The organism is Psychrobacter sp. Rd 27.2, from assembly GCF_001921755.1.
In the GTDB taxonomy this organism is placed as follows: Bacteria; Pseudomonadota; Gammaproteobacteria; order Pseudomonadales; family Moraxellaceae; genus Psychrobacter; species Psychrobacter celer.
Map to the genome: position 1 here is coordinate 443,962 of NZ_MRYB01000001.1, position 23,748 is coordinate 467,709.

Here is a 23,748-nt window from a genome sequence, read left to right on the forward strand (position 1 = left end):
ATTAAGCCAGCCACTGTAGCGTGAGTTGTCCTATGTGGTCGTCTTCTGCAGACCTTTTAACAGCATCAGCATCGTTAGGGCGGCTTTCTAAATCGGTACTTACAACGCCAACCAGCTGCCGTTTTATCAGCTCCAGTACGGCAACGAAGCTGACCACCACACCGATCTTACCTTGGGTTTTGTCCAGCAGCTCATAAAATGAGCGCGCGCCATCCGTGCTTAGCTGACGGCTGATGCTGGCGATGCGATCAGACAGCGGCACGGCATCGACTTTGATGGTGTGCATCTGATAATCAGGCTGCAACTGCATCTTAAACAAACTATCGATCAACAGAGTTGGTGAATAGCTAGGTAATTCGGCGCTCATCACCTCGGTGCTGGGCATGCTGACCATCGCCAAAAACACATCGCGCTCAAGACGCACCAGATTGTCCAAGCGTTGACTGACCGCCTTGATCTGTGCGTATTCTTCAAGGCGCTCGATCAGCTCTGCCTTTGGGTCACGCTCATCGCTTGGCACCTCAGGCGTGGGCAGCAGCAGTTCAGACTTGATCGCAATCAATGTGGACGCCATTAGTAAGTAGTCGCCCGCCAGCTCAAAATGCTCGGTATCTAGCTCACTGATATAAGCCAAATACTGCTCTGTGATAGGCAAGATGGGCATTTGCGTGAGATCGACGTTGTTTTTTTTGACCAGATACAATAAAAAATCAAGTGGCCCGGCAAATTGCTCAAGCCAAATGGCAAAGGCCCCAGGCGGCACGTACAGATCATCGGGCAGATGTTGTACGGGCGTTTGATAGATACGTAGCGGTATTTGGCTGATAGCGGTGCTGTCTTTTTTGTCAGGTGTGCTAGCAGACAAAGCCGCTTTATCTAAAGCGGCTGATGGTTTGGTCGTTGAGGTTTGCATGTTTAGCACCTGTCCTGATGGCGACGTACTTTGCCACGTAAGGAGCTATTTAAGTTTGGCAAGTGGGCGTATTCCAATAGCACGGCGCGCCTTATCTAACTGTTTGCGGCTATGTCGACGCGCTTTGTTCGCCCCCATTTGTAGGATTTCTTCAAGCTCTTTGGGGTTGGCCATCAGCTCCTCATAACGCGCGCGAAATGGCGCAATCTCGCTATTTATTTTATCAAACAATACTTGCTTGGCATCACCCCAGCCGATACCAGCGGCATACTGTGCGCGCATATCAGCGACTTCTTCAGCAGTGGCAAAGGCTTTGTAAATCTCAAAGAGTGCTGAGTCATCAGGGTCTTTTGGCTCATCCGGCAATTGCGAGTTGGTGACGATTTTCATGATGGCTTTGTGCATTTGCTTTTCAGCGCTGACTTGCGGATTGGGCTCACCAAATAGAGGAATGGTGTTGCTATAGCTTTTGCTCATCTTACGACCATCAAGCCCTGTCAGCAAAGGTATGTCTTCATCAACGACCGCTGAGGGGAGGGTAAAGAGCGGTTTATAGCGATGGTTAAAGGTACCAGCGATGTCACGCGCCATCTCGATGTGCTGTACTTGGTCACGGCCTACGGGTACGTGGGTGGCGTTGAACATCAATATGTCCGCCGCCATGAGCACAGGATAGCCAAACAGCCCCATGTTGATGCCTTGATCTGGATCGACATTGGCTTTTTCTGTATTGATATCGACCGCCGCTTTATAAGCATGGGCACGGTTCATGAGACCCTTGGCGCATGAGCAGTTCAAAATCCAAGCCAGCTCTGGTATCTCAGGCACATCCGACTGACGATAAAACGTCACACGCTCAGGGTCAAGACCACAAGCAATCCACGTCGCAGCAATTATTTTGGTTGACTCATGGATGACGGCAGGATCGTAGCAGCCGATGATGCCGTGATAGTCGGCCAAAAAGAAAAACGCCTCATCGTCACTATTTTGGATCGACTCAATCGCTGGACGAATGGCACCGACATAGTTACCTAGATGCGGGATACCTGTCGGCTTGATGCCAGTGAGGATGCGTTTGTGTTCTTTATTAGGGGCGTCAGTTTGATTAGTCATGAAAAATCCGTGGTTGGTTTACTTTTTAATTTATTAGAGTGATATTAGTATTTTTACTTAAGTAAAAGAGTGCTATTGACGTCAACGACTCAATTTGATGGCGCAAATTATAACAAATTTACCTACTGCTTTGTTTGGGTATCAATGTCTACTTATAAATATCTGTACGACCATTAGGGCCGTTTTTGAAGCGGCGATGGAACCACATCCACTGAGTCGGATCAATACGAATCAGTCCTTCTAATATCTCATTGACACGTGTTGCATCAGCCACCTCATCATTACTAGGATAGTTCTCCAGCGCTGGGGTAATGGTCAGGTGATAATGAGGACGTTTGCCTCGCGGTAGGTTATCAGGCGTTTGCCGATAGGTATGCAGTGCCATGAGCGCAGGTGGATGCTGTTTATCACCCAGTTTTGCCATACGTCTGGCGGCGGTAATGGTGGCCGCTGGTACACCAAAAAACGGTGCCATCACTCCTTGTTTGAGGCCATAATCCTGATCGGGTGAGTACCAAATCACGTGTCCAGCTTTGATTGAGGTGACCAAGCTGCGCATATCGCGGCTAGAGATTTGCTTACCAAAGATAGTGGTGCGGCCGTTGTAGATAAACCAATCGAGCAATGGATTGTTTTGAGGTCGATACATACAATCGACAGGGAAAAACTGCGCGCTTAGCAAGCCGCCCAAATCCAGCATGGTGTAATGAGCACCCAACAAAATCACAGGGCGATTGTCGTTTTGCGCATTAACCAAATGCTGTAGTCCTGAGATTGAGACAGTACGAGTAAAGACATTGGGGCGAAACCAAGCACACAAGGTCTCAAACACCCCGATGCCCTGATTGACAAACACTTGCTTTGCCATCAGCTCGCGCTCAGCTTCTGGTTTTTCTGGAAAGGCCAGCCTAAGATTTATCAGCGTATCACGCCGACGCGTGCCTGCTACGGTATAAACCAAAATACCTAGCTTACGGCCCAACCAAAACTGCCAACGCAGCGGTAGATATATCATCGGTAATATAAAAAAGAATAATAGCCAAATGCCCCAGTATTTGGGCAACAAAAACTGCCATTCAAAAGGCTTTTTTTCTGCTTGTGTGGTGCGTTTGTGGTTTTGTGTGATGGTCGGCGTACCGGCAGGGATGGCAGGTGATTTGCTGTTGTTTTTGGCCGTATGATTAGGCGACGCAGGGCGTGAGCCTGATACATCAGTCTTTGGGTGCTTGCTGGGGTCGTATTGTTCTGGCGCTTTCATAATAAAGATGAGGTAATAAAAGTTACTATCATGATGGGGTAGTGCTGAATACTTTGCAAGGTGGTTTTTGCGTGTAGCAGGTTTTTGTAGAATAGTCTTAGACACATAGCCATAAAAAAACCTTATAAGCTGTGACCAGCTTATAAGGTTTTGCAAATCTACTCTGTGGCTTAATGCGGATAGGACTGTGTTGAGATAAAGTGGCCAATCGCAAAAAGATAAGAGATAGCTTTGATTAACGTTTTGAGAATTGTGGGCGTTTACGTGCTTTACGTAGACCCAATTTCTTACGTTCGACTTGACGTGAGTCACGAGTAACAAAACCAGCTGATTTTAGAGCAGGCTTTAATGTTTCGTCAGCTTCGATCAATGCACGCGTGATGCCGTGGCGGATTGCGCCCGCTTGACCACTGATACCACCGCCTGCAACGGTTACGTATAGATCGTATTCGTTAGCAGAGTCTAGTAACTCTAGTGGCTGACGAACGACCATGCGTGAAGTTTCACGGCTGAAGTATTCATCAAGTGGTTTACCGTTAACAACGATAGCACCAGTACCTTTCGCTAAAAAGACACGAGCGGTAGACGTCTTGCGGCGACCAGTTCCGTAATTGCGTTCCATAAGTGACTCCTTAGATGTCTAGTTCTTTAGGTTGCTGTGCAGTATGTGGATGTTCTTCCCCGGCATATAGCTTTAGCTTCTTAATCATCGCATAGCCAAGAGGACCTTTTGGAAGCATACCCTTAACAGCTTTGTATAGAACATCTTCAGGCTTATGTGCAATCAGCTTGGTGAAGTTGGTTTCTTTGATACCACCTGGGTAGCCACTGTGACGATAGTACTTTTTGTCTTGTGCTTTTTTACCCGTTACCGCGATTTTTTCTGCGTTGATGACAACGATGAAGTCACCAGTATCTACGTGCGGAGTATAAGAAGTTTTATGCTTGCCACGTAAGCGAGTAGCAATTTGAGTGGCTAAGCGACCAAGGGTTTTGCCGTCAGCATCTACGACATACCAGTCATGGGTCACTTCAGCTGGTTTTGCACTAAGTGTTTTCATGATAAAACCTTAAAATTAGAATTCGTTGAGAGTTTAGCTGGGAACGGGGCTCTCAAAAAACAGACTGCACATTATAAGCAGTAGCGCCTACGCTTGCAAGCTGCATTGGGGTTTATTTTTGCCTTTATGCATCAAACTGCAGCGTTTGGCCAGTTTTTAAGCGGTTTTAGACATTTTGTAGGTGTTGCGTGATTTTGCTAAAAGCGGGGAGGCAAAGAAAAGCGATTTGCTCATCACTCACTTTTTGCAAGCACGCTGCAATTATGACGGTGCCAGCCGATAAAGTCCAGCGACAACTTGGCCGACTTTGGTTTGTTTCAGACAATCAAAGCTGATGTTTGTTGGCTCTGTCTGCGCCGCGCAGGTCGTTGATTGGCTAAGGTGATCAGCCAACTGCTGCAATTGTTCCTCTAGTGCTTTGTCCGCCTCAAGATACAGCAGCGTGTCACTTGTGATCAGCGACTGCTCGATGAGCGTCGTCAAGATAGGCTGCCATAAGTCCTGCGCATACGGCGGATCGATAAAGACGATATCAAAGTGACGTTGCAATGTTTGAGTGTGCGTCAGGACGTGTTCGGCTGCACCTTGGATAACCTGATAACGATGAGTCTCTAAGCGTAGCTGCGTGGCGCTTTGCTCAAGTAAGCGGCATTGGGCAGAGTTAGGCTCGACAAAGGTAGTGTGCGCCGCGCCGCGGGACAGTGCTTCAAACCCCAATACCCCGCTGCCTGCACAGCTGTCGAGCACATAAGCGCCGTGTATATCAGCCAGCAACCAGTTAAATAATGTCTCGCGCAGGCGGTCGGGCGTCGGACGCAAGCCTTCGGCGTCGACGAATCGGACGATACGGCGCTTGTGTTCACCACCGATGATACGGACATCTCCGGCGCTGCTACTCTTTGCCAGATGGCTGGTTTTGGGTGTGCGGTTTTTAGCGGCGCGTCTGCTTGAGGGTTTTTTTGTCATGGCTTGGGTTACCGTGTCTGATCGTGGTCTTTATTTTGCTTATTATTCCTATGTATCCTATTGTGCCGCTGCATTGGCAGTTTGCTCTGCTTGTGCTTTTTCTTCTTTATCACGCAGCGCATCACGCATGGCTTTGTCAAACGCTTTTTGACGTTTAATGGCTTTTAGCTCGTCTGCTGTCGGTGGCAAGATAGGGTCGTCGTGCCGCTGTAGTACCCAATAATCAAAGAGCGCGCGGCCAATTGGGGCGGCAACGGTACTACCGCCGCCACCGTTTTCGACCAGCACCGCCAGCGCGATTTGTGGGTCATCGACAGGGGCAAAGCCACTAAACCACGCGTGGTCCCAGTGGCGCTTATCGAGCGCAGACTTATCATAGCGTTTGCCTTGAGCGATGGATTTGACCTGTGCGGTACCCGTCTTGCCTGCGATGCGATATTCTGAGGTGTAAATACGGCGTCCGGTGCCGTTTTTTACCACGCTCTCCATCGCGTCATGCATGCGTAGCCAGTCTGAGGGCTTGCCATTGTAGTCGATTTTGCCATCAGGTTTGCTGATGATCTTTACGTCCGCTGCGCCGTCGCTACTTTTGAGTAAATGCGGGGTAATATGTTGCCCCTTGCTGGCCGTCATGGCGGTGGCGTTGGCTACCTGTAGCGGCGTCGCCAAAAAATACCCTTGACCGATACTGACTGAGATGGTTTCACCCGGTAGCCAGTCTTTATCATAAGTTTCTTTTTTCCACTTCGGCGATGGCATGATACCTGAGCGCTCATGCGGCAAGTCAATACCCGTCTGCTCTCCAAAACCAAAGCGCACCATCCAGTCATGCAGGCGCTGAATACCCATCTCATAGGCGAGTTTATAGTAATAAGTGTCCACCGACATCACCACCGATTTTTTGAGGTCGACTGAGCCATGACCACCGCGTTTCCAGTCACGAAAACGGTGACTGTCGCCTGGCAAGCTAAAATACCCTGGGTCATAGATAGAGGTCTCCCACTCTCGTAGGCCATAATGCAGTGCGCCCAAGCCTTCAAAGGGCTTGATGGTAGAGGCAGGGGGATACATGCCCTGCAGTGCACGGTTGTACAGCGGCTGATCTGGATCATCACGCAGGTCGCCATAATCTTTAAAGGAGATACCAGAGATAAAGGGATTTGGGTCGTAGCTTGGATTACTCACAAACGCCAATACGTCGCCTGTTTTGGGGTCGATGGCCACAATGGCACCGCGGCGGCCATCTAGCTGCTGCTGGGCGACTTTTTGTAGGCCATAATCTAAGCTCAAAGTGATGTCGTTGCCCGCGATCGGTGGTTTGGTGTCTAGTTGGCGAATGATGTTGCCGTGCGCGTCGGTCTCAACCGATTGATAACCTGGCTGCCCTAAGAGGATATCTTCATAATAATCTTCGATACCGATTTTACCGATGAGGTCAGTGCCTGCATAACGATCCTTGTCGATACGCTTGGTTTCTTTGTCATTGATACGGCCGACATAGCCAATGACATGGGCAAATAGCTCATCATAAGGGTAGGATCGGGTCAGCTTACTTCGAATCGTCACGCCCCGAAAAAACGGTTTACGCTCGCTAAACTGCGCCACCTGCGCTTCGGTTAGGTCAATCTTGATGGTGACCGGATCGTTTTTGGCTTTATTCAGACGCGCCAAAATATCGGTGATATCCGTCTCTGTCAGATCAAAAATAGGCGCCAGTAAGTTTAAGGTGCGCTCAGGATTTTCGACCTCATCAGGGCTGAGCATCGCGGTAAAGACAGGTTGGTTGTCGGCCAAGATAATGCCGTTGCGATCATAGATATAGCCGCGGCTCGGCGGCGCTGAAATCAGCTTGATACGGTTGTTGTCCGCTTGCGTCGTATATTTATCATGCGCATAGACCTGCAGATAGCCATAACGCAGTATCAGACCACCCAATCCTAGGAGGATAATAGCGCCAAAGATGATAATGCGATTGGTAAAAATACGATTGACCTGTTCGGTATTGGGAGTCAGCGGTTTATTCATAAAAATCAAAGCCCAAACGGTCAGCGAGTCAATAAAGCTGAGTCAGCAAAACATGGATAACAAAAAATAAGCAAACAAATAGACAGGTTTGCCAAAGCGCGGTAAGAATAAAGGATAATGCAAAGGGTTTCAATCACATAGATGGTCTTTGCTCAAAAAGACATCTTAGCAACTGACTGGCTGATATCTTATGCGGTTGGTGGACAAATTATAACAGAAGCCATGCGCGCGCGCAGTACTCGTCAGCGGGTTTGTCACGATTATCTGCTGTCAGGCGCTATCTGGCCGACCACCATCATCAGGTCCATATAAAGTGAATATCAGTAGACACGACCTAAAGGGCGCGATTGCTATGTTGGATTAGCTGTATCAGCGCTGGCAGTGGCTCACCGTTATTTGTCAGATGAGTCACAACTTGCGCGCTGCGACGTGTGCTAATAAATAGCAAGTATGCTAAAATCAGGCGATTTGTTTTATAGTCGTTATGATGGCCGCGCGTCTTTTTGCCGCGCTCGAAGTTTGCTAACGCTCATTTACTAGCACCGACAATCAACCTGTCAGGAACCAGATAAATCATGGACGTAACTTCATTGTGGCAGACAATCGCTGAGCATCCAGAGTTTTTTGCCATGCTAACCATCCCGCCGGTGACCGCCTTTGTCACTTGGGCACATGTGTGGATGGCGCTCAAAATGCTGTTTTATCCGATTAAGTTTTGGGGTATTCGTATCCCAAACTTTCCGTTTTTTGGTTTGCCAGGTATTGGCTGGCAGGGTATCGTGCCGCGTAAAGCCGGTAAGATATCGGGGGTTATCGTCGATCAGACATTATCAAAGCTTGGGTCGCTTGATGAGTTTTTTCAGGCGATGGAGCCTGAGCAGATGGCAGCCTTTATCACGGAGACGGTCGATAAAAACCTTGAGGTGTTGATTGATGAAATTATGCTCGATCATTCGCCAGCCTTATGGGGCAATTTGCCATATGCTGTCAAGCGCCGCGTCTATGCCCAAGCGCACAAAGAGCTGCCAAGCATCATGCAGTCCTTGGTGACGGATTTGACGTACCATGTCGAAGATCTCGTCGATATGCGTCAGATGATTGTCAATAAAATGGAGAGTGATCGCCGCTTGATGGTCAATATGTTTTTGAAAGTTGGCCAAAAAGAAATAGATTTTATCTGGCATATCAGCGCTTTGATTGGGCTGGTCTTTGGTATTATCCAGATGTTTATCTTTTTGGTGGTGCCGCAGCATTGGACCGTGCCGTTTTTTGCGGCGATTTGGGGCTTTTTGACCAATTGGATTGCGATTTGGATGGTGTTTAATCCTGTTGAGCCGCGTTTTATACCTTATGTGAAGTTTTTTACAGTTCAGCGCCGCTTTCCGTTTATTCAGCCGCAAATGCCGCACATCGCCCAGTACCGTTTGCAGGGCGGTTTTATGAAGCGGCAAGAAGAGGTCTCTGAGGTGTTTGCTGAGATTGTGGTGCGAGACTTGGTGACGTTAGAAAACATCATGAATGAGATGATGTATGGCGTGCGCGCGCCGCAAACGCGTGACTTGATGAAGTCGCATTTGTATCAGGTGTTAGAGTCGCCTGTGATCAGTACTACGCTGCGTGTCGGGCTGGGCCGCCGTGAGTATGGTCAGCTAAAAAACACCATTATTGACAAGTCAATCGTGGCCACGATGGTGCCGCTGCGTGATCCTGAGCTCAATGAGAGCCGTGCCAGTAAAATATTTGGGATGTTTCGCGATCGGATTCGGGCACTGACGCCAAATGAGTTTCAAAACCTGCTGCGTCCTGCCTTTAAAGAGGACGAGATGACGCTGATCATCCTTGGTGGTTTGACAGGGTTTTTGGCAGGCTGGCTGCATTTGGTCTTGGTGTTTTTTCCTTCAGTACAGTGATCTGTCATGGGCGCATCGCTGAGTATAAATATAAATAGCAGATACGTTTTTTGTATCAATAATTCCTATTGATACATCACGACAATAGTAGCGAGTTTTACAGCTTCTATAGCCATTAAAACCGCCGTTTTTAACCGTAAACTATGACCGCATAAAGGACTATTTCGCGTTTGCCAGTGGCCAAAAGGCTATTGGCGAATCCTTAATTGTATCCAAGGTAAACAAGGTTAGACCGTATGTTAATCACAGAATTGGGTTATTTTGCCTTGCTGGCCGCCTTTATATTGGCGATTTTGCAGGTGGTATTACCAACCGTTGGCGTCATGCGCGATCACGTTGCTTGGCAGCGTCTCGCGCCCAGTCTCGCGTGGGCACAGTTTGCTGCCATGATTTTTTCATTTGTTGCGTTGATGGCAGGCTTTTATTTCAATGACTTTAGTCTCGTCTATGTCACGCAGCACTCTAATACTTTGTTGCCTTGGTACTATAAACTCTCGGCGACATGGGGCGGGCACGAAGGCTCGCTCTTGTTGTGGATGACCATCATGGCCACGTGGTGCGCGCTGGTCTCCTACTTTAGCCGTGGCTTGCCGTTGTCGATGCGCGCGCGGGTACTCGTGATATTGGCCGGTGTGCAGGTCATGATGCTAGCGATGCTGATTTTTACCTCGTCGCCATTTGATCGTACCTTGCCCAATCTGCCCGTAGATGGGGTAGATCTCAACCCACTTTTGCAGGATTTTGGGCTGATCATTCACCCGCCGATGCTGTATATGGGCTATGTGGGCTTAGCGGTGCCATTTGCTTTTTGTATGGCGGCATTGTGGGAAGGGCGTTTGGATGCAGTATGGACACGTTGGTCGCGTCCATGGGCGCTGGCGGCTTGGGGATTTTTGACCGTTGGTATCGCTCTTGGCTCTTGGTGGGCGTATTATGAGCTTGGCTGGGGCGGCTGGTGGTTTTGGGATCCTGTAGAAAACGCCTCACTCATGCCGTGGCTGGCTGGTACGGCGTTGCTGCATTCGCTGGCGGTGACCGAAAAACGCGGGGTCTTTAAGGCCTGGACGATCATGCTGGCTATTTTTGCCTTTGCGCTGAGCTTGCTTGGTACTTTTTTGGTGCGCTCAGGGGTGATTACCTCGGTGCACTCATTTGCTGCCGACCCCACGCGCGGGCTGGTGGTTTTGATGATTCTTGGTATCGTTGTGGGCGGCGGCCTGTTGATGTTTGCGGTGCGCGGTTGGCGCTTGACGGTTGAGAGTCAGTATCAGCTGATCTCACGAGAGTCATTTTTGGTGATCAATAACGTTATTATTTTAATTGCTACCTTGGTGGTATTGCTGGGTACGCTATACCCGATTATCGCTGACTCTTTTAACCTCGGTCAGGTCTCTGTCGGCCCTCCGTACTTCAACGCGCTGTTTGTGCCACTGACGTGGCTGCTGCTCATCGCGATGGGTATGGGCTCAAACATTCGCTGGAAAAAAGACAGCCGTCCGCTCTTGGGCGCTGGCATGGTGATTGCCGCAAGTAGTCTGGTACTGGCTGCGATTATCACCTACTTTGCTAGCCCCTCTGCCATGCTCAATATTGGCGTGACATTGGCGATTAGTTTTTGGGTGTTGTTTTGGATGGTCGTTGATTTCAAAGACAAAACCAAAAATGCCCCGAGTCGTCTGCAGGGGCTGCGCCAGCTACGTCTGAGCTATTGGGGACAACAAACCGCGCATATTGGTGTCATCATTGCTGTCATTGGTGTGGCCTTTACCAGCACGCTCAGCATCGAGCGTGATGTGGCACTAGGGCCAAACGAGAGCGTCCATGTCCAAGGCTATGACTTTACGGTTAAGGACTTTCGCGAAGTCAAAGGCAGTAACTTTGATGCTACTCAAGCTGAAGTATTGGTCAGCAAAGATGGGCGCGATGTCACAACTTTGTATCCTGAAAAACGTAACTATATCATCAGCATGATGCCAATGACCGAAGCTGCCGTTGATGCCAGCCTCATGCGTGACGTCTATGTGGCGCTTGGTGAGCCTATCGCTGCTGACAGTAACGAATGGGCAATTCGTATCTATGTGAAGCCACTGATTCGCTGGATATGGCTAGGCGCAATCATCATGGCCTTAGGCGCGCTGCTCAGTATGCTTGATAAGCGTTATCGCTTTAATAAGGACAAGACACCTGCGCAAGTCGCTGCCAAAAAATCAGGCTTTGCCACGGTTGCCGACTTGGACACACCAGCACCAAAGAGAGGGGCGTAAACACATGAGCTCATCCAACCATTCCTCTGAAAATAGCACCCAAAAAACCTCTGTACAGGGGTCTAAAACCATGAACAAAAAGCAGTTAAAAGTATGGTTCTTGATTCCGCTGATTGTGTTTATCGGCTTACTCGTTATGCTGTATATGCGTCTGGGTAAGCCCACAGATATCGTGACCAATACGGCGCTTGAGCGTCCGGTGCCGCCTTTTGAGTTGCCATTATTGTCAGACACCAGCCGTATCATGACCAACGACAATTTGCCCGATCAGCCGTTTTTGCTCAATGTCTGGGGCTCTTGGTGTCCCACTTGTATCATCGAGCATCCTTTTTTGATGCAGCTAGAGGAGCGCGGTGTCAACTTGGTGGGCGTCAACTACAAAGACGATATCGGTGATGCGCTCAGCTATCTCAACCGCGGCGGCGATCCGTTTTCGATGTCTATTCAAGATTTATCTGGTCAGTTTGCTTTGGATTTGGGGTTGACCGGTGCGCCTGAGACCTTTGTGGTCGATGGGAAGGGTGTTATTCGCCAGCATATTATTGGGGAAGTAAACGAGAGCAATTGGCAAAGCCGTATTACCCCTTGTCTTATGGTGCTCAATGACGCCAATGATAAAAACATCAGCCCAGATCCAGCTCAGGTTGCGGAGGCATGTAAATGATGGCCAATCACTTATCTACTCTGATACTGAAGCTGGCCGGCGTTGTCCTAGCGTGCTTGCTCAGTAGCGTAAGTTACGCGGCGATAGAGGTATATGATTTTGACTCTGTACAACAAGAAGCCCAATACCGAGGGCTAATCGAAGAGCTGCGTTGCCCGAAATGTCAAAACCAAAACTTGGCCGGCTCTGATGCGCCGATCGCTCAAGATTTAAAGCAAAAAACCTACGATATGGTAAAAGACGGTCGTAGTGATGGTGAGATTCGCGCTTATATGCAAGAGCGCTACGGCGATTTTATCAGCTACAAGCCGCCTGTACGTCCATCGACATGGATTTTATGGTTTTTTCCGCCATTGCTACTGATCGTATTATTGATAGGGTGGTTTTGGCAAAGCCGTCGCCGCCAGCTGGTAGCGAGCGGTCAGAGTAGAGTGACGGTAGATAATACCGCCTCGGAGCTGACTGCCGCCGAAAAAGCCGAACTTGATCGTCTGCTATCGCGTGCCAAAAGCACCGATAATGATGCTCATGACACCACAAGCCCCGAGGACAAAAAATGACCATATTCTCTACCGCTGGCTTATTTATTGCTCTAAGCTTACTGATTGCCTTACTCCTTGCTGTTATCACCATCATGCCATGGCTGCGCGCCGCGCGTACATCAGGCACTTCTGTGGACAACCAGCTACTAGATATCAACGTGGCGGTGTTTCGCGAGCGTCTGGCAGAGCTACAAACAGACAAAGACAGTGGCACCATCGATGATGCTCACTACCAAAACCAAAAGCTCGAGCTTGAGCGGCAATTATTGGATGCCCAACGTGAAGTCACCCCGATGGTCACCCCTGGTATCAAAAGCCGCCTGATTCTCATGGTTTGGGTGCCTGTATTGGCTGCGCTGGCGTATCTGATGGTGGGTGACCGAACGCCTGTGTTTGAGCTGTGGACGGCCGAAGACAAGGTCGGAAAAGTCGCTGATGACTTGTTGACTGGCAAAATCGATCAGCCACCTGTATGGGCAATCGAAAACGGCCAGCAGCTTATCAGCGCGATGCAGACCAATGTCTATCGTCATGCTGATGACCCCAATCGCTGGATGCGTTTGTCTGAGCTGTTTTTGTCATTAGAAGCGACAGATTCGGCGCTAGAGGCATTGTCACGTGCTTATCGCTTATCGCCTGATAACGAGGAGATTGCGACGACCTATGCACAGATCAGCTTCTTTGCCAATAAAGGTCAACTAGACGCCACCAGTCGCCGCGTCTTGCAGGACGTGCTGGCCAAAAACCCACGCCACGAAGGCGCGCAAATGCTGATGGCCATGGGCGAGGCGCGTAGTAATAACTTTGAGGAGGCGCAAGGCTGGATTAAACGTCTGCGGAGCAGTATCGCTGCCAAACCTGGCGACCATACAAAAGCCTTAGCCAGCCTAGATGAGCTCAGCGCCAATGTCAGCGCGCAGCAGCAACAAGCCTCAGAAGGGGTGGAGGTAAGCATTAGAATCAGCGCCAGCCTGTTGCCACTTGTCAAGGCGGACGATGTATTGTTTGTGGCGATACGTGATGTCAATGGTGGACCGCCATTTGCCGCCAAGCGCTTACCGATCAGCGTGATCAAGCAAGGCGAGGCCACTATCAGTCTAAGCGATCTCGATGCGATGATGCCTGAGCGCACCTTACAATCGGCGCGTGCAGACAAGGTACAGCTGGCAGTGATCGCTCGTATCAGTCATAGTGGCACCGCGGCGGCTGAGTCAGGCGACTTATCTGGCAACCCTGTGGTCATTAGTGCCGATCAAAATCAGGTCAATGTTGAAATCAATCAACAAATTCCCTAGTATTTATAACGGTTGTTAGTAGCGACTACTACCCACTCAGTAAGCGCGCTGTCGTCGTCACAGCAGCGCGCAACTGCATTATATGAACAGAGAAGTCATTGCGACTTTTTACTGCAGATAATGAAAATACTTGAGCTTTGTCAAGCCACAAGGTAAGGTAGCTTAGCAACCAACCAATCCCTAAGTATTTATTAGTCCCAAAATCCTACCTATTAAGGAGAGTCGTGTAATGATGCGTATTATTTTGCTAGGTCCACCAGGCGCCGGTAAAGGTACCCAAGCCCAGTTTATTTCTAAAGAGTATGATATTCCGCAGATCTCAACTGGCGATATGTTGCGTGCAGCAATCAAAGAAGGCAGTGAGCTTGGCAAACAAGCCAAAGACATCATGAATGCTGGTGGTTTGGTATCTGATGACCTTATCATTAACCTAGTGAAAGAACGTATCGCCAAGCCTGACTGTGCCAATGGTTGTATCTTAGATGGTTTTCCACGTACGATTCCACAAGCGCAAGCGCTGGCTGATGCGGATGTTGCAATCGATCATGTCATCGAAATCAGCGTACCTGATGACGAAATCGTCAAGCGCTTGTCTGGCCGTCGCCAGCACCCAGGCTCAGGCCGTGTTTACCACGTCGATCACAATCCGCCAAAGGTCGAGGGTATCGATGATGTGACGGGTGAAGCGCTGATCCAGCGTGAGGACGATCAAGAGTCGACCATTCGTGATCGCCTAGCGACATATCATCAGCAGACCTCAGCGCTGGTAGATTTTTATCAAAACAAAGCGGCTGAAGGTGGTGATGCGCCGAACTACGATAAGTTTGACGGTACGCAAGCGATCGACGATGTCAAACAACAAATCCTAACGGCGCTCAAGGGTTAATCTTGTCATAAGATAACCGATGCCGTGATTGAAAGCCCTGTTTCTTAGCAGGGTTTTTTTGTGGCTGATACGCATTCATATAGCCTTGCCCGCACAAACCTGCCCACACACGACCATACTCACAAAAAAGCCGCTTACCTATGATAAGTAAGCGGCTTTTAATACGCATTTAACACAACAGCTGTCTGCCTTAGCAGCTCACCGCTTATGCATTACCTTGCGCATCAACTTGTGCTTGCTGCTGGCTTTGTGCGTAGGCTTGGTCAAAGTTCACAGGAGCAAGTAGCAACTGCGGGAAGCTACCACGTGTGACGATGTCGCTGATGACTTCGCGTGCATAGGGGAATAGCACATTTGGGCAATAAGCACCTAGAATTTGACCGATTTGGTCTTCTGGAATGTCTTTTAATAAGAAAATACCCGCTTGATGTACCTCAGCGATAAATGCGGCTTCGCCTGCGTTTTTTGCAGTCACGCTGACGGTCAAGACGATTTGATAATGATCGTCGTCTAGCTTTTCTGCGTTGCTAGAGAGATTGATGTCAAGCTCTGGGTTCCACTCTTTGGTAAATACGCTCGCGCCTGGCACCTCAAGTGACATGTCTTTTACATAAATGCGCTCTAGTGCCAATTGTGGTTGTGCTTGTTCTTCAGCCATGATAATTCCTCTAAAATTAAATCAAATGATTGGGCAAGTTATGATTAAAAATACTGTGGTTAAAAATACTATGACAAAAGCGTCGTCATAAAAGCCTTATGGTAATAGTAGCCGAGATTGAATCAAAAAGATCAATCTCGCCGTTTTATCACACACATTGCATAATACCGTGTTTTATTTTGCCGCTGCTTATCATTACACAGCTGATGACAAACCGCAAAACAAGGTTGCAAAAAACTTGTAAATTAACCGGCCAATAGCTCGTCAAGCTTGCCTTGTTGGTTCAGTTGATTGAGCTCATCAAAACCGCCGACAAAGGTATCACCCACAAAAATCTGTGGCACAGTGCGATAGTTATTGGTCTTTTGCATCAATGCGCGGCGCTCTTCGCTCGTCATATCGTGCATACCGATTTCTTCATAATCGACGCCTTTGGTTTTTAGTAGTTGTTTGGCGTTAGAGCAGTACGGGCAGATAGGCGTGGTATAAACTTTGACAGATACAGTCATGATAAATCCTTATTGGTCAGTATGGTCGTCAGTAATGACTTTATTATAAAAAACTACGCATAAAAAATATGAATAAAAAACGAAATGCTTAACAGACCCTAGTTATTATAAAAAATACGATAAACAATCATGTGATAAAAATGATGATCATCGGTTACTCACAAGTAAACGTGCCAGGTATTGGGCCGGGCTTATTAGTACAGTGGGGATGTGTCAGGCAAATTCAAGCGAGATGGGCCAAAAAGGCGCTGCAGCGGTATAACTATAGTCGATTCTAAATAAAAAAGTCATGTGTTTATTAACCAGCAAGGCCGATAAAAATTTCTAGTGTACTGTACCTACACCGCTCGATACTGCAAAAATTTCTATCAGCCTTGCAATAACATTTTTATAGTGAAATGACTATACCACATAAAAAAAGACACCTAAATGCGGTGTCTTTTTAATGGTTACTGGTACTAAATAATGCAGCACCAGCTATTTGTTCAATGACGGCTTGGCCTTGCCTTTGGTTTTTGACTTGGCATCTTTTAAACCAACGAGCGGCATACCAGCTGCCTGCCAGCCGCCAATGCCACCTTCTAAGCGATAAACGTCATCTTTGCCAATCATTTGAATGGCTGCGCCTGCCTGTACGCCCATATCGCAGATGATGACCACTGGCTGCTGGATGGCGCGGATTTCTTCTAGGCGATCTTTTAGCTCAGTAAAAGGTATGTTGCGGCTGCCTTGAATATAGCCGGTCAAAAATTTCTTTTTGGCGCGAATATCGATCAGCTGCGCGTTTTGCGAGTTCACCATCATGCCAAGCGTGTTGGGCGATATTTTTCTACCGCTACGTTTGTTTTCGATGGTAAAAAACAGCACAGCAAGTACGGCTAATATACCAAACAAAAACGGGTGGTTGCCCACAAATTCTAGCGCACGATCCAAACCATACCTCCAAAAAATAAGTGTTCTATTAAGCTGAGAAGACAGCTCAATGATTTTGAACAAGGCGCTATTATACCGATTAGGTCATCTATAGTAAATGTATGATGAGCAACCTACAGTTTAATAATGCGGATTTGATACATAGCGTTGTTAATAGGGCTTGGTATCAGCCTCTTCGCTCAAGGTCACCAGGTTTTCGACTCGGCGCTGTAGCACATCACCATCAGCTACGGCTTGCCATAGCGCGCAGCCTTTGCTGTTGTGAGTGTGACGACAGTCACGGAACTGACAGTCGCCAGCGAGCGGGGCAAGCTCAATAAAGCCTGAGATGATATCATCAGGGGTCAGATGCCAAATCCCGTACTCACGAATGCCAGGGGTGTCGACGATACCGCCCTCCGTCAAGTCCTCTGGATTAAACGGCAATAAGCGACTGGTGGTGGTGGTATGCTGGCCAAGTTTTGAGTTTTCGGAGATGACGTTGACCATTTGCCCTGACTCAGGCAACAGCGCATTGATAAGGCTGCTTTTACCGACGCCAGACTGTCCGGCAAAAATCACCAGCTTTTTATCTATATGACGCTTTAGCTCATCAAGACCTGTTTGGGCATCGCTACCGGCGATGTTTTCAGGACAGTCAACCGACGTCAGTACGCTCTCGTAACCAAGGGCCGCGTATTGTGCCAATAGCTCACTGGTATCGATGCCGTCTTCTTGCGCGAGCAGGTCGGCTTTGTTCAATACCAATAGCGGCTTGACGCCCGCGTGATGACAGACCACCAAATAGCGATCGATCAGGGACGGCGCCGCCGCTGGCAGTGGCGCAAACACGATCGCCAAGATATCGATATTGGCAGCGACAGGCTTGAGCTTATGATAACGATCAGGACGCGAGACAAGAGAGGTACGCGGTTTGACCGACTCGATACGGCCAAAGCCGGTATTGGGGTCAGCTGTCCAGCGTACGTGGTCGCCTGCCGCCAGCATAGGCAGGTTGGTACGCACATGACAGCGCCAGATATCGCCCAATTCCAGCGCTTGCCAAAATGGCTCAGGATCATCAGGCGCAATCTCTGGCTGCACCGGTAGCACCGCAGGCAAGCTGGTGATTTGTACTTCTAGCTGCTTGCCATAATGCGCCATGACCACGCCATCCATCAAACTGTCATCGAGACTGTCTTGACTGTCGAGCTGCTGTTTGTCAATGCGACGAATCTGTTGTTTAGTCAGTTTGCGCTGCCGTATTAATGCCATGGTTTTGACCTATTATAAAAATATTGCTAAGTGTAGCGTGAAAATTTGCTAACATACAGCCTAAACCGTCCGTGGCAGATAGTGGTTTTGTAATATCAGGGCTGATTTGGCACTGTTAAATCCCATGCCCTCATCTTGTCACCGTAGATAAAACGGCACTTTTTATATAACAACTTGCTCCAAACATTATTGACCATAGGATATTTTATGACTACCGGCGACCATCCCAATAAAATTAAGATCAAAAATCAAGGCAAAAAAGGGCTGGTATGGATTGACTTAGAGATGACCGGACTTGACACCTTAAACGATGAAATTATCGAGATTGCTACTGTCGTCACTGATGAGGATTTAAACGTACTGGCAGAAGGGCCAGTGTTTGCGATTAAAGTATCCGATCAAGTATTAAACAAAATGGATGACTGGAACACCAAGCAGCATGGTCAGTCAGGTCTGATCGATCGGGTGCGCCGTAGTAAGGTGACGCTGGCAGAGGCTGAAGCGGAAACCATTAAGTTTTTGAATAAATGGGTCGATAGCGGTAAGTCGCCGATGTGCGGTAACTCAATCTGTCAAGATCGTCGCTTTTTGGCGCGGCAAATGCCAGAGCTGGAGCGGTTCTTTCATTATCGTAACCTTGACGTGTCATCGATTAAAGAGCTGTGCTTTCGCTGGCGCCCTGATATCTTAAAAAACTTTGAAAAAGGCGGCAGCCATCTCGCGTTAGATGATATCCGTGACTCTATTCGTGAGCTTAAGCATTATCGTCAGCACTTTTTTAAACTGATGCCTTAATAAGATTGATAAGTTAAGCTCGATAAGTAATGAGCCTGCATTTGATAAGTGAATAGCCATAAGATAAAGGGTCTGCTAACTAGTTAGCAGACCCTTTATCTTATTACATCATTTTATTACATCGTTTGGTTTGTAAAAAAAGAAGCTAGACCAGTGAGCTAAATTCAACCAATTCAAAGTTAGCTTTATTGCTATCTGAGTGTTCATTAGTGATCATCACACCAATCACTGCGTTGACGGTTGGTTGCCGCTTCTCTTTATTGATTAAGCGCCAGTCACCCAGCACGTAGCGTTTTTTATCATCGGTCGCATGATGGGTATCTGGACGATGGGTATGGCCATGTAGCAGCGCATCGCTATTAGCCACGGCTTGTATCACTGCCTCATCGTTGACATCCATAATGTGAGCGGCTTTATTGGCATTGTTTTGTTGGCTTTTTTGGCGCATTTTTTCCGCGATGGCCAAGCGTTTTTCTAGGGATTTATTCAGCAGATACCACTGGGTCAGACGGTTGCGCATGATTTTACGAAAAAACTGATATTTTTTATCATCGGTACAGAGCGCGTCGCCATGCTCGAGACGGTAGTGTTGCTGCCCGATGGTTAACATATACGGCTCATCAATCAGCTCCCCGCCAAACAGGTTGCAAAACGGCTGACCTAGCAGAAAATCACGATTGCCATGCATCACCAATATCTCACAGCCATTGATGCGCAGTTGTTTTAATTTAGCGATAAGCGGGGTGAGCCAGTGGGTTTGGCGCGCGTCATCTGACAACGCCAAATAAGCGTCATCACCGATCCAGACCTCAAACCAATCGCCTAAGATAAATAAGCGTTTGAGGACGGGCAGGGCCAAACAGTCATCAAGCAGTGCCAAAAAAGCCTGCACTAAGGCAGGCTCCTCTGGCGATAAATGCAAATCGCTGATGAATACTTGCCGCACCTCATGTGGGCGGGTCGTTATCAGATGATTAAACGTTTGCATTTATCATAATCCTTGTCGTCTATTGTCAGACTATCAGTAACACTTACTTATCACGACCTACTGAGAAACGATGGTCGCAGAGTTGATAACGACAGGCTCTTTTGGCACATCAGCATGCATGCCGAAGCGACCGGTTGGTACGCCGCGCATTTTGTCGATGACATCCATACCGCTGGTGACTTTACCAAATACCGTGTAGCCCCAGCCTTGCATGTTTTTGCCAGAGTGATTTAGGAAATCATTGTCTTTGACGTTGATAAAGAATTGGCTGGTCGCTGAATGCGGATCTTGCGTACGCGCCATGGCGATAGTGCCTTTGTCATTCTTTAGGCCATTGTCCGCTTCGTTTTCGATAGGAGCATTGGTTGCTTTTTCATTCATCTCAGCGTCCATACCGCCGCCTTGAATCATAAAGCCATCGATGATGCGATGAAAAATTGTGCCGTCATAATGGCCAGATTTTACGTAGTTTAAGAAGTTTTCTACGGTTTTTGGTGCTTTTTCTTCGTTGAGTTCGATGACGATCGCACCCATATTGGTGTCTAGTTGTACTACTGGCGGCATGTCTACCATGTGATATTCCTTTTTTGATTGCAGCGCCTTAAATGACGCTGTCAAGTGGTGGTTAAAAGTGGGTGGTTAAAAAGTTATGGCTAGTCTAACGGCTTTTTTGTCGTCTGTCATGTATCAGGCTGTTAATGCCTTTGCGAAACCTGATAGAATAACGCAACGTTATCTTTTATCAGTCTTTTTTAATTTATCATTTTTGAGCGTGGTAACACGCGCTGAATACTTGCGCTAGGAGCAATGAGTAATGAGTGAGCACTCAAGCAATAATGCACAAAAAAACGACTTTATTCGTAATATCATTCGTGATGATATTAAGGCGCAAAAATACCCCCAAATCGTAACGAGATTTCCCCCTGAACCAAACGGCTATTTGCACTTGGGTCATGTCAAATCAATCTGTCTAAACTTTGGTATTGCTGAGGAGTTTGGCGGGGTCTGTAACCTGCGTTTTGATGACACCAACCCAACGGCAGAAAAACAAGACTTCATCGACAATATCGAAAACGATGTCAAATGGCTTGGGTTTGAGTGGGCAGGCGAGGCGCATCATGCATCAGGTTATTTTGATCAGCTCTATGCATGGGCGGTGCAGCTTATCGAGCAGGGCGACGCTTATGTGGATTTGCAGTCGCCTGAACAAATCCGCGACAATCGCGGCTCATTTAATGAGGCAGGCACGCCATCACCGCAGCGTGATGCCAGTGTCGCAGAAAACTTGGCGCGCTTTAAAGATATGAAAGACGGCAAGTTTGCCGAAGGCGAAGCGGTGCTACGTGCCAAGATTGATATGGCAAGCCCTAATATGAACATGCGTGACCCTGTCATCTACCGCGTCATGCACCAAGCGCATCATCAAACCGGCGATAAATGGTGCATCTATCCGATGTATGATTTTGCCCATCCGCTCTCTGATGCGCTCGAAGGTATCACCCATTCATTGTGTACACTGGAGTTTGAAGACCATCGCCCATTCTATGATTGGGCGGTAGAAAAAATCGGCTTTGAGGTGCCGCCGCACCAGTATGAGTTTAGCCGCTTAAACGTTGATCACACCATGACCAGTAAGCGCAAGCTCAAACAGTTGGTCGATGAAGGGGTGGTAAGCGGTTGGGATGATCCGCGTATGCCGACCATCGCGGGTATGCGCCGCCGTGGTTATACGCCAGAGGGCCTGCGTGATTTTTGTGAGCGCGTTGGTGTGACCAAAGTCGACAGCGTTGTTGATTTTCGTCTATTAGAATTCAGTATCCGTCAATCACTCGAGACGACGACTGCGCGCGGTATGGCGGTGCTCAAGCCTTTAAAAGTGACGATTACGAACTTTAGCGATGCGGTCAGCAGCTGGGAGTCACAAAAGGCCGATAGCGTCAATGCACGCTGGGATGAAGATGCTCAGACTCTATGGCTCAAGCAGCCAAAACATCCTAACGTCGATATGGGTGAGCGTGAGATTCCCTTTACCGAAACCCTTTATATCGACCAAGGCGACTATGAGATTGAGCCGCCAGCCGGTTATAAGCGCCTGTCACTAGAAAAGCCAGAAATCCGCCTGCGTAACACTTATGTGCTGGCCGTGACTGAGCACATTACTGACGATGCTGGTAATGTGACCGAGCTAAAAGCGACGATTGATCCTGCGACATTGGGTAATAACCCTGAAGGCCGCAAGGTCAAAGGCGTGATTCATTGGGTGTCAGCCAGCCTTGGCGTCCCTGCGACCGTACGCATGTATGAGCAGTTATTTAGTGTCGAGGACCCAGGTAGTGCCAGTGATGTGCATCAAGTACTCAATCCCAATTCGTTGACTGAGCTTGCGGCAGTGGTTGAGCCGTCATTGGCCAATAGCGATGCTGGCACGCGCTTTCAGTTTGAGCGTGAAGGCTACTTCATCGCCGATAGCGAAGAGCACACCAGTGACAAGCCGGTATTTAACCAAATCGTCAGCTTACGCGACAGTTATAAGCCGGCTTAATGCATAGCCTTTGAGCGCGCCCTTAGGGCTTAATGTCAAATCATTGTTCTTTTATACTGACCCATCTCTAGTGCGCTAGGGGTGGGTTTTTTATGAATTTTGCTTGTGGGATACAGGCATGGTAGTTTAATGCGCTATGCTACCTATATATTGGTTCGCTTAGTGATAAATGGAATAAGCGAATTACAATCCTTCACAAGACATTCATAACCAGTTTGGTACTATAAAGTGAGTTTTATTGATGCACTAGACGGGGTAAGCAAATGATCAAACCGTCTCGCACATTGCAATAATCGGTTTATAATAATAGGGCGCATAAGACAGTAAGCTCAGCGCTCATCATTCATATAAATAAGGAATTTAGTATGGCACATTTACGTTTAGGCGACACCGCACCAAACTTTGATGCAACCACCACAGAGGGTGATATTAATTTTTATGATTGGGCGGGTGATAGCTGGGTGGTATTGTTTTCGCATCCTGCCGACTATACGCCAGTTTGTACTACTGAGCTTGGCCGCACCGCTGCATTGGGCGGTGAGTTCCAAAAACGCAATGTCAAGCCGATTGCTTTGTCAGTGGACGGCTTAGAAGATCACAAAGGCTGGGTCGGCGACATCGAAGAGACACAAGGCACTGCGGTGAATTTCCCTATCATTGCAGACTCTGATCGTACGGTTGCGGATTTGTATGACATGATTCACCCAAATGCTGATAACACCGCGACCGTTCGGAGCGTGTTTATCATTGATCCAAATAAAAAAGTACGTCTGACCCTGACCTATCCAGCCAGCTGTGGTCGTAACTTTGATGAGATCGTTCGGGTCATCGATGCGCTACAGTTGTCTGATGAGTATAATGTTGCCACGCCAGTCGACTGGAAAGATGGCGACGATGTGATCATCCCGCCAAGTGTCAAAAACGAAGACATCCCTGCCAACTATCCAAAAGGCCATACAGAAATTAAGCCATATCTACGTACCACACCTGCCCCTAATAAATAAGTGGCAGTGAATGGCAAGTCGCATGATACAAAGCCTCACGACGTAAAGTTGTGAGGCTTTCTTTATATCTCAACTGTCGTATTTATCTTGCTTTAGGACTCTGCCTTAGCAAAAAACAAGAAAGCTTTGCTATGATGCCCCGAGTAGGCTATAACTATGGTATAGAGT

General features: G+C 48.1%; 22 protein-coding genes. 9 read left to right on the top strand and 13 right to left on the bottom strand.

All coding sequences use genetic code 11. The features are described from left to right. Nucleotide 1 precedes the first annotated feature (1 nt). From BTV99_RS01845 to mrdA, 7 genes are all read right to left on the bottom strand, one after another. Entirely contained in the window at nucleotides 2-913 is a 912-nt protein-coding gene (locus BTV99_RS01845; protein WP_083608471.1) for a ScpA family protein, read from the bottom strand. 45 nt (nucleotides 914-958) lie between these two features. Further along, entirely contained in the window at nucleotides 959-2,026 is a 1,068-nt protein-coding gene (locus tag BTV99_RS01850) for a tryptophan--tRNA ligase (RefSeq protein ID WP_075100630.1), read from the bottom strand. A 148-nt stretch (nucleotides 2,027-2,174) separates the two neighbouring features. Next, entirely contained in the window at nucleotides 2,175-3,284 is a 1,110-nt protein-coding gene (locus tag BTV99_RS01855) for a lysophospholipid acyltransferase family protein (protein ID WP_075100767.1), read from the bottom strand. Between the two features lie 235 nt (nucleotides 3,285-3,519). After that, nucleotides 3,520-3,906 carry a 30S ribosomal protein S9 gene (gene rpsI / locus BTV99_RS01860; RefSeq protein ID WP_075100631.1) on the bottom strand — a complete coding sequence of 129 codons (387 nt, stop codon included), beginning with the start codon at nucleotides 3,904-3,906 and terminating at the stop codon, nucleotides 3,520-3,522. A 10-nt stretch (nucleotides 3,907-3,916) separates the two neighbouring features. Continuing rightward, nucleotides 3,917-4,345 carry a 50S ribosomal protein L13 gene (gene rplM, locus BTV99_RS01865; protein WP_075100632.1) on the bottom strand — a complete coding sequence of 143 codons (429 nt, stop codon included), beginning with the start codon at nucleotides 4,343-4,345 and terminating at the stop codon, nucleotides 3,917-3,919. A gap of 261 nt (nucleotides 4,346-4,606) precedes the next feature. After that, a complete protein-coding gene (gene rsmD / locus BTV99_RS01870; protein WP_075100633.1) occupies nucleotides 4,607-5,311 on the bottom strand; it encodes a 16S rRNA (guanine(966)-N(2))-methyltransferase RsmD in 705 nt (234 codons plus the stop codon). 57 nt (nucleotides 5,312-5,368) lie between these two features. Next, nucleotides 5,369-7,336, bottom strand: a complete 1,968-nt coding sequence (gene mrdA / locus BTV99_RS01875) for a penicillin-binding protein 2 (RefSeq protein ID WP_075100634.1) — start codon at nucleotides 7,334-7,336, stop codon at nucleotides 5,369-5,371. Between the two features lie 575 nt (nucleotides 7,337-7,911). On the opposite strand from mrdA, the gene BTV99_RS01880 reads away from it, so the two are divergent. The 6 genes from BTV99_RS01880 (at nucleotide 7,912) to adk (ending at nucleotide 14,897) form a co-directional block, all read left to right on the top strand. Continuing rightward, complete coding sequence (locus BTV99_RS01880; protein ID WP_075100635.1) at nucleotides 7,912-9,246, top strand: hypothetical protein; 1,335 nt, start codon at nucleotides 7,912-7,914, stop codon at nucleotides 9,244-9,246. Nucleotides 9,247-9,482: 236 nt separating this feature from the next. Continuing rightward, nucleotides 9,483-11,510 (top strand): heme lyase CcmF/NrfE family subunit, encoded by a 2,028-nt coding sequence (locus BTV99_RS01885; RefSeq protein ID WP_075100636.1) that lies wholly within the window; start codon nucleotides 9,483-9,485, stop codon nucleotides 11,508-11,510. Nucleotides 11,511-11,514: 4 nt separating this feature from the next. Then, nucleotides 11,515-12,174, top strand: a complete 660-nt coding sequence (locus BTV99_RS01890) for a DsbE family thiol:disulfide interchange protein (RefSeq protein ID WP_075100637.1) — start codon at nucleotides 11,515-11,517, stop codon at nucleotides 12,172-12,174. After that, nucleotides 12,171-12,734 (top strand): cytochrome c-type biogenesis protein, encoded by a 564-nt coding sequence (locus BTV99_RS01895; RefSeq protein WP_075100638.1) that lies wholly within the window; start codon nucleotides 12,171-12,173, stop codon nucleotides 12,732-12,734. The genes BTV99_RS01890 and BTV99_RS01895 overlap by 4 nt, the downstream gene beginning before the upstream one ends. Then, nucleotides 12,731-14,011 (top strand): c-type cytochrome biogenesis protein CcmI, encoded by a 1,281-nt coding sequence (gene ccmI / locus BTV99_RS01900; protein ID WP_075100639.1) that lies wholly within the window; start codon nucleotides 12,731-12,733, stop codon nucleotides 14,009-14,011. The genes BTV99_RS01895 and ccmI overlap by 4 nt, the downstream gene beginning before the upstream one ends. A 232-nt stretch (nucleotides 14,012-14,243) precedes the next feature. Next, a complete protein-coding gene (adk, locus tag BTV99_RS01905) occupies nucleotides 14,244-14,897 on the top strand; it encodes an adenylate kinase (RefSeq protein WP_172953130.1) in 654 nt (217 codons plus the stop codon). A gap of 205 nt (nucleotides 14,898-15,102) precedes the next feature. Here adk and secB read toward each other — a convergent pair whose 3' ends face one another. From secB to rsgA, 4 genes are all read right to left on the bottom strand, one after another. Continuing rightward, entirely contained in the window at nucleotides 15,103-15,555 is a 453-nt protein-coding gene (gene secB / locus BTV99_RS01915; protein ID WP_075100642.1) for a protein-export chaperone SecB, read from the bottom strand. Between the two features lie 245 nt (nucleotides 15,556-15,800). Then, complete coding sequence (gene grxC / locus BTV99_RS01920; protein ID WP_075100643.1) at nucleotides 15,801-16,064, bottom strand: glutaredoxin 3; 264 nt, start codon at nucleotides 16,062-16,064, stop codon at nucleotides 15,801-15,803. Nucleotides 16,065-16,541: 477 nt separating this feature from the next. Then, the gene (locus tag BTV99_RS01925; protein ID WP_075100644.1) at nucleotides 16,542-16,997 is read right to left on the bottom strand and encodes a rhodanese-like domain-containing protein; all 456 of its coding nucleotides are present in this window, start codon (nucleotides 16,995-16,997) and stop codon (nucleotides 16,542-16,544) included. Between the two features lie 150 nt (nucleotides 16,998-17,147). After that, entirely contained in the window at nucleotides 17,148-18,251 is a 1,104-nt protein-coding gene (rsgA, locus tag BTV99_RS01930; RefSeq protein WP_075100645.1) for a ribosome small subunit-dependent GTPase A, read from the bottom strand. A 207-nt stretch (nucleotides 18,252-18,458) separates the two neighbouring features. Between rsgA and orn the strand changes: the two genes are divergently transcribed. Further along, complete coding sequence (gene orn / locus BTV99_RS01935) at nucleotides 18,459-19,046, top strand: oligoribonuclease (RefSeq protein ID WP_075100646.1); 588 nt, start codon at nucleotides 18,459-18,461, stop codon at nucleotides 19,044-19,046. Nucleotides 19,047-19,191: 145 nt separating this feature from the next. On the opposite strand, the gene BTV99_RS01940 is transcribed toward orn, so the two are convergent. Together BTV99_RS01940 and BTV99_RS01945 are read right to left on the bottom strand one after the other, a co-directional pair. Beyond that, nucleotides 19,192-20,034, bottom strand: a complete 843-nt coding sequence (locus BTV99_RS01940) for a UDP-2,3-diacylglucosamine diphosphatase (protein WP_075100647.1) — start codon at nucleotides 20,032-20,034, stop codon at nucleotides 19,192-19,194. 57 nt (nucleotides 20,035-20,091) lie between these two features. Next, nucleotides 20,092-20,607 (bottom strand): peptidylprolyl isomerase, encoded by a 516-nt coding sequence (locus BTV99_RS01945; RefSeq protein WP_075100648.1) that lies wholly within the window; start codon nucleotides 20,605-20,607, stop codon nucleotides 20,092-20,094. Between the two features lie 241 nt (nucleotides 20,608-20,848). Here BTV99_RS01945 and BTV99_RS01950 point away from each other — a divergent pair, with 241 nt between their 5' ends. Together BTV99_RS01950 and BTV99_RS01955 are read left to right on the top strand one after the other, a co-directional pair. Continuing rightward, the gene (locus BTV99_RS01950) at nucleotides 20,849-22,576 is read left to right on the top strand and encodes a glutamine--tRNA ligase/YqeY domain fusion protein (protein WP_075100649.1); all 1,728 of its coding nucleotides are present in this window, start codon (nucleotides 20,849-20,851) and stop codon (nucleotides 22,574-22,576) included. Nucleotides 22,577-22,941: 365 nt separating this feature from the next. Further along, nucleotides 22,942-23,580, top strand: a complete 639-nt coding sequence (locus BTV99_RS01955; RefSeq protein WP_075100650.1) for a peroxiredoxin — start codon at nucleotides 22,942-22,944, stop codon at nucleotides 23,578-23,580. The last annotated feature ends 168 nt before the right edge of the window (nucleotides 23,581-23,748 follow it).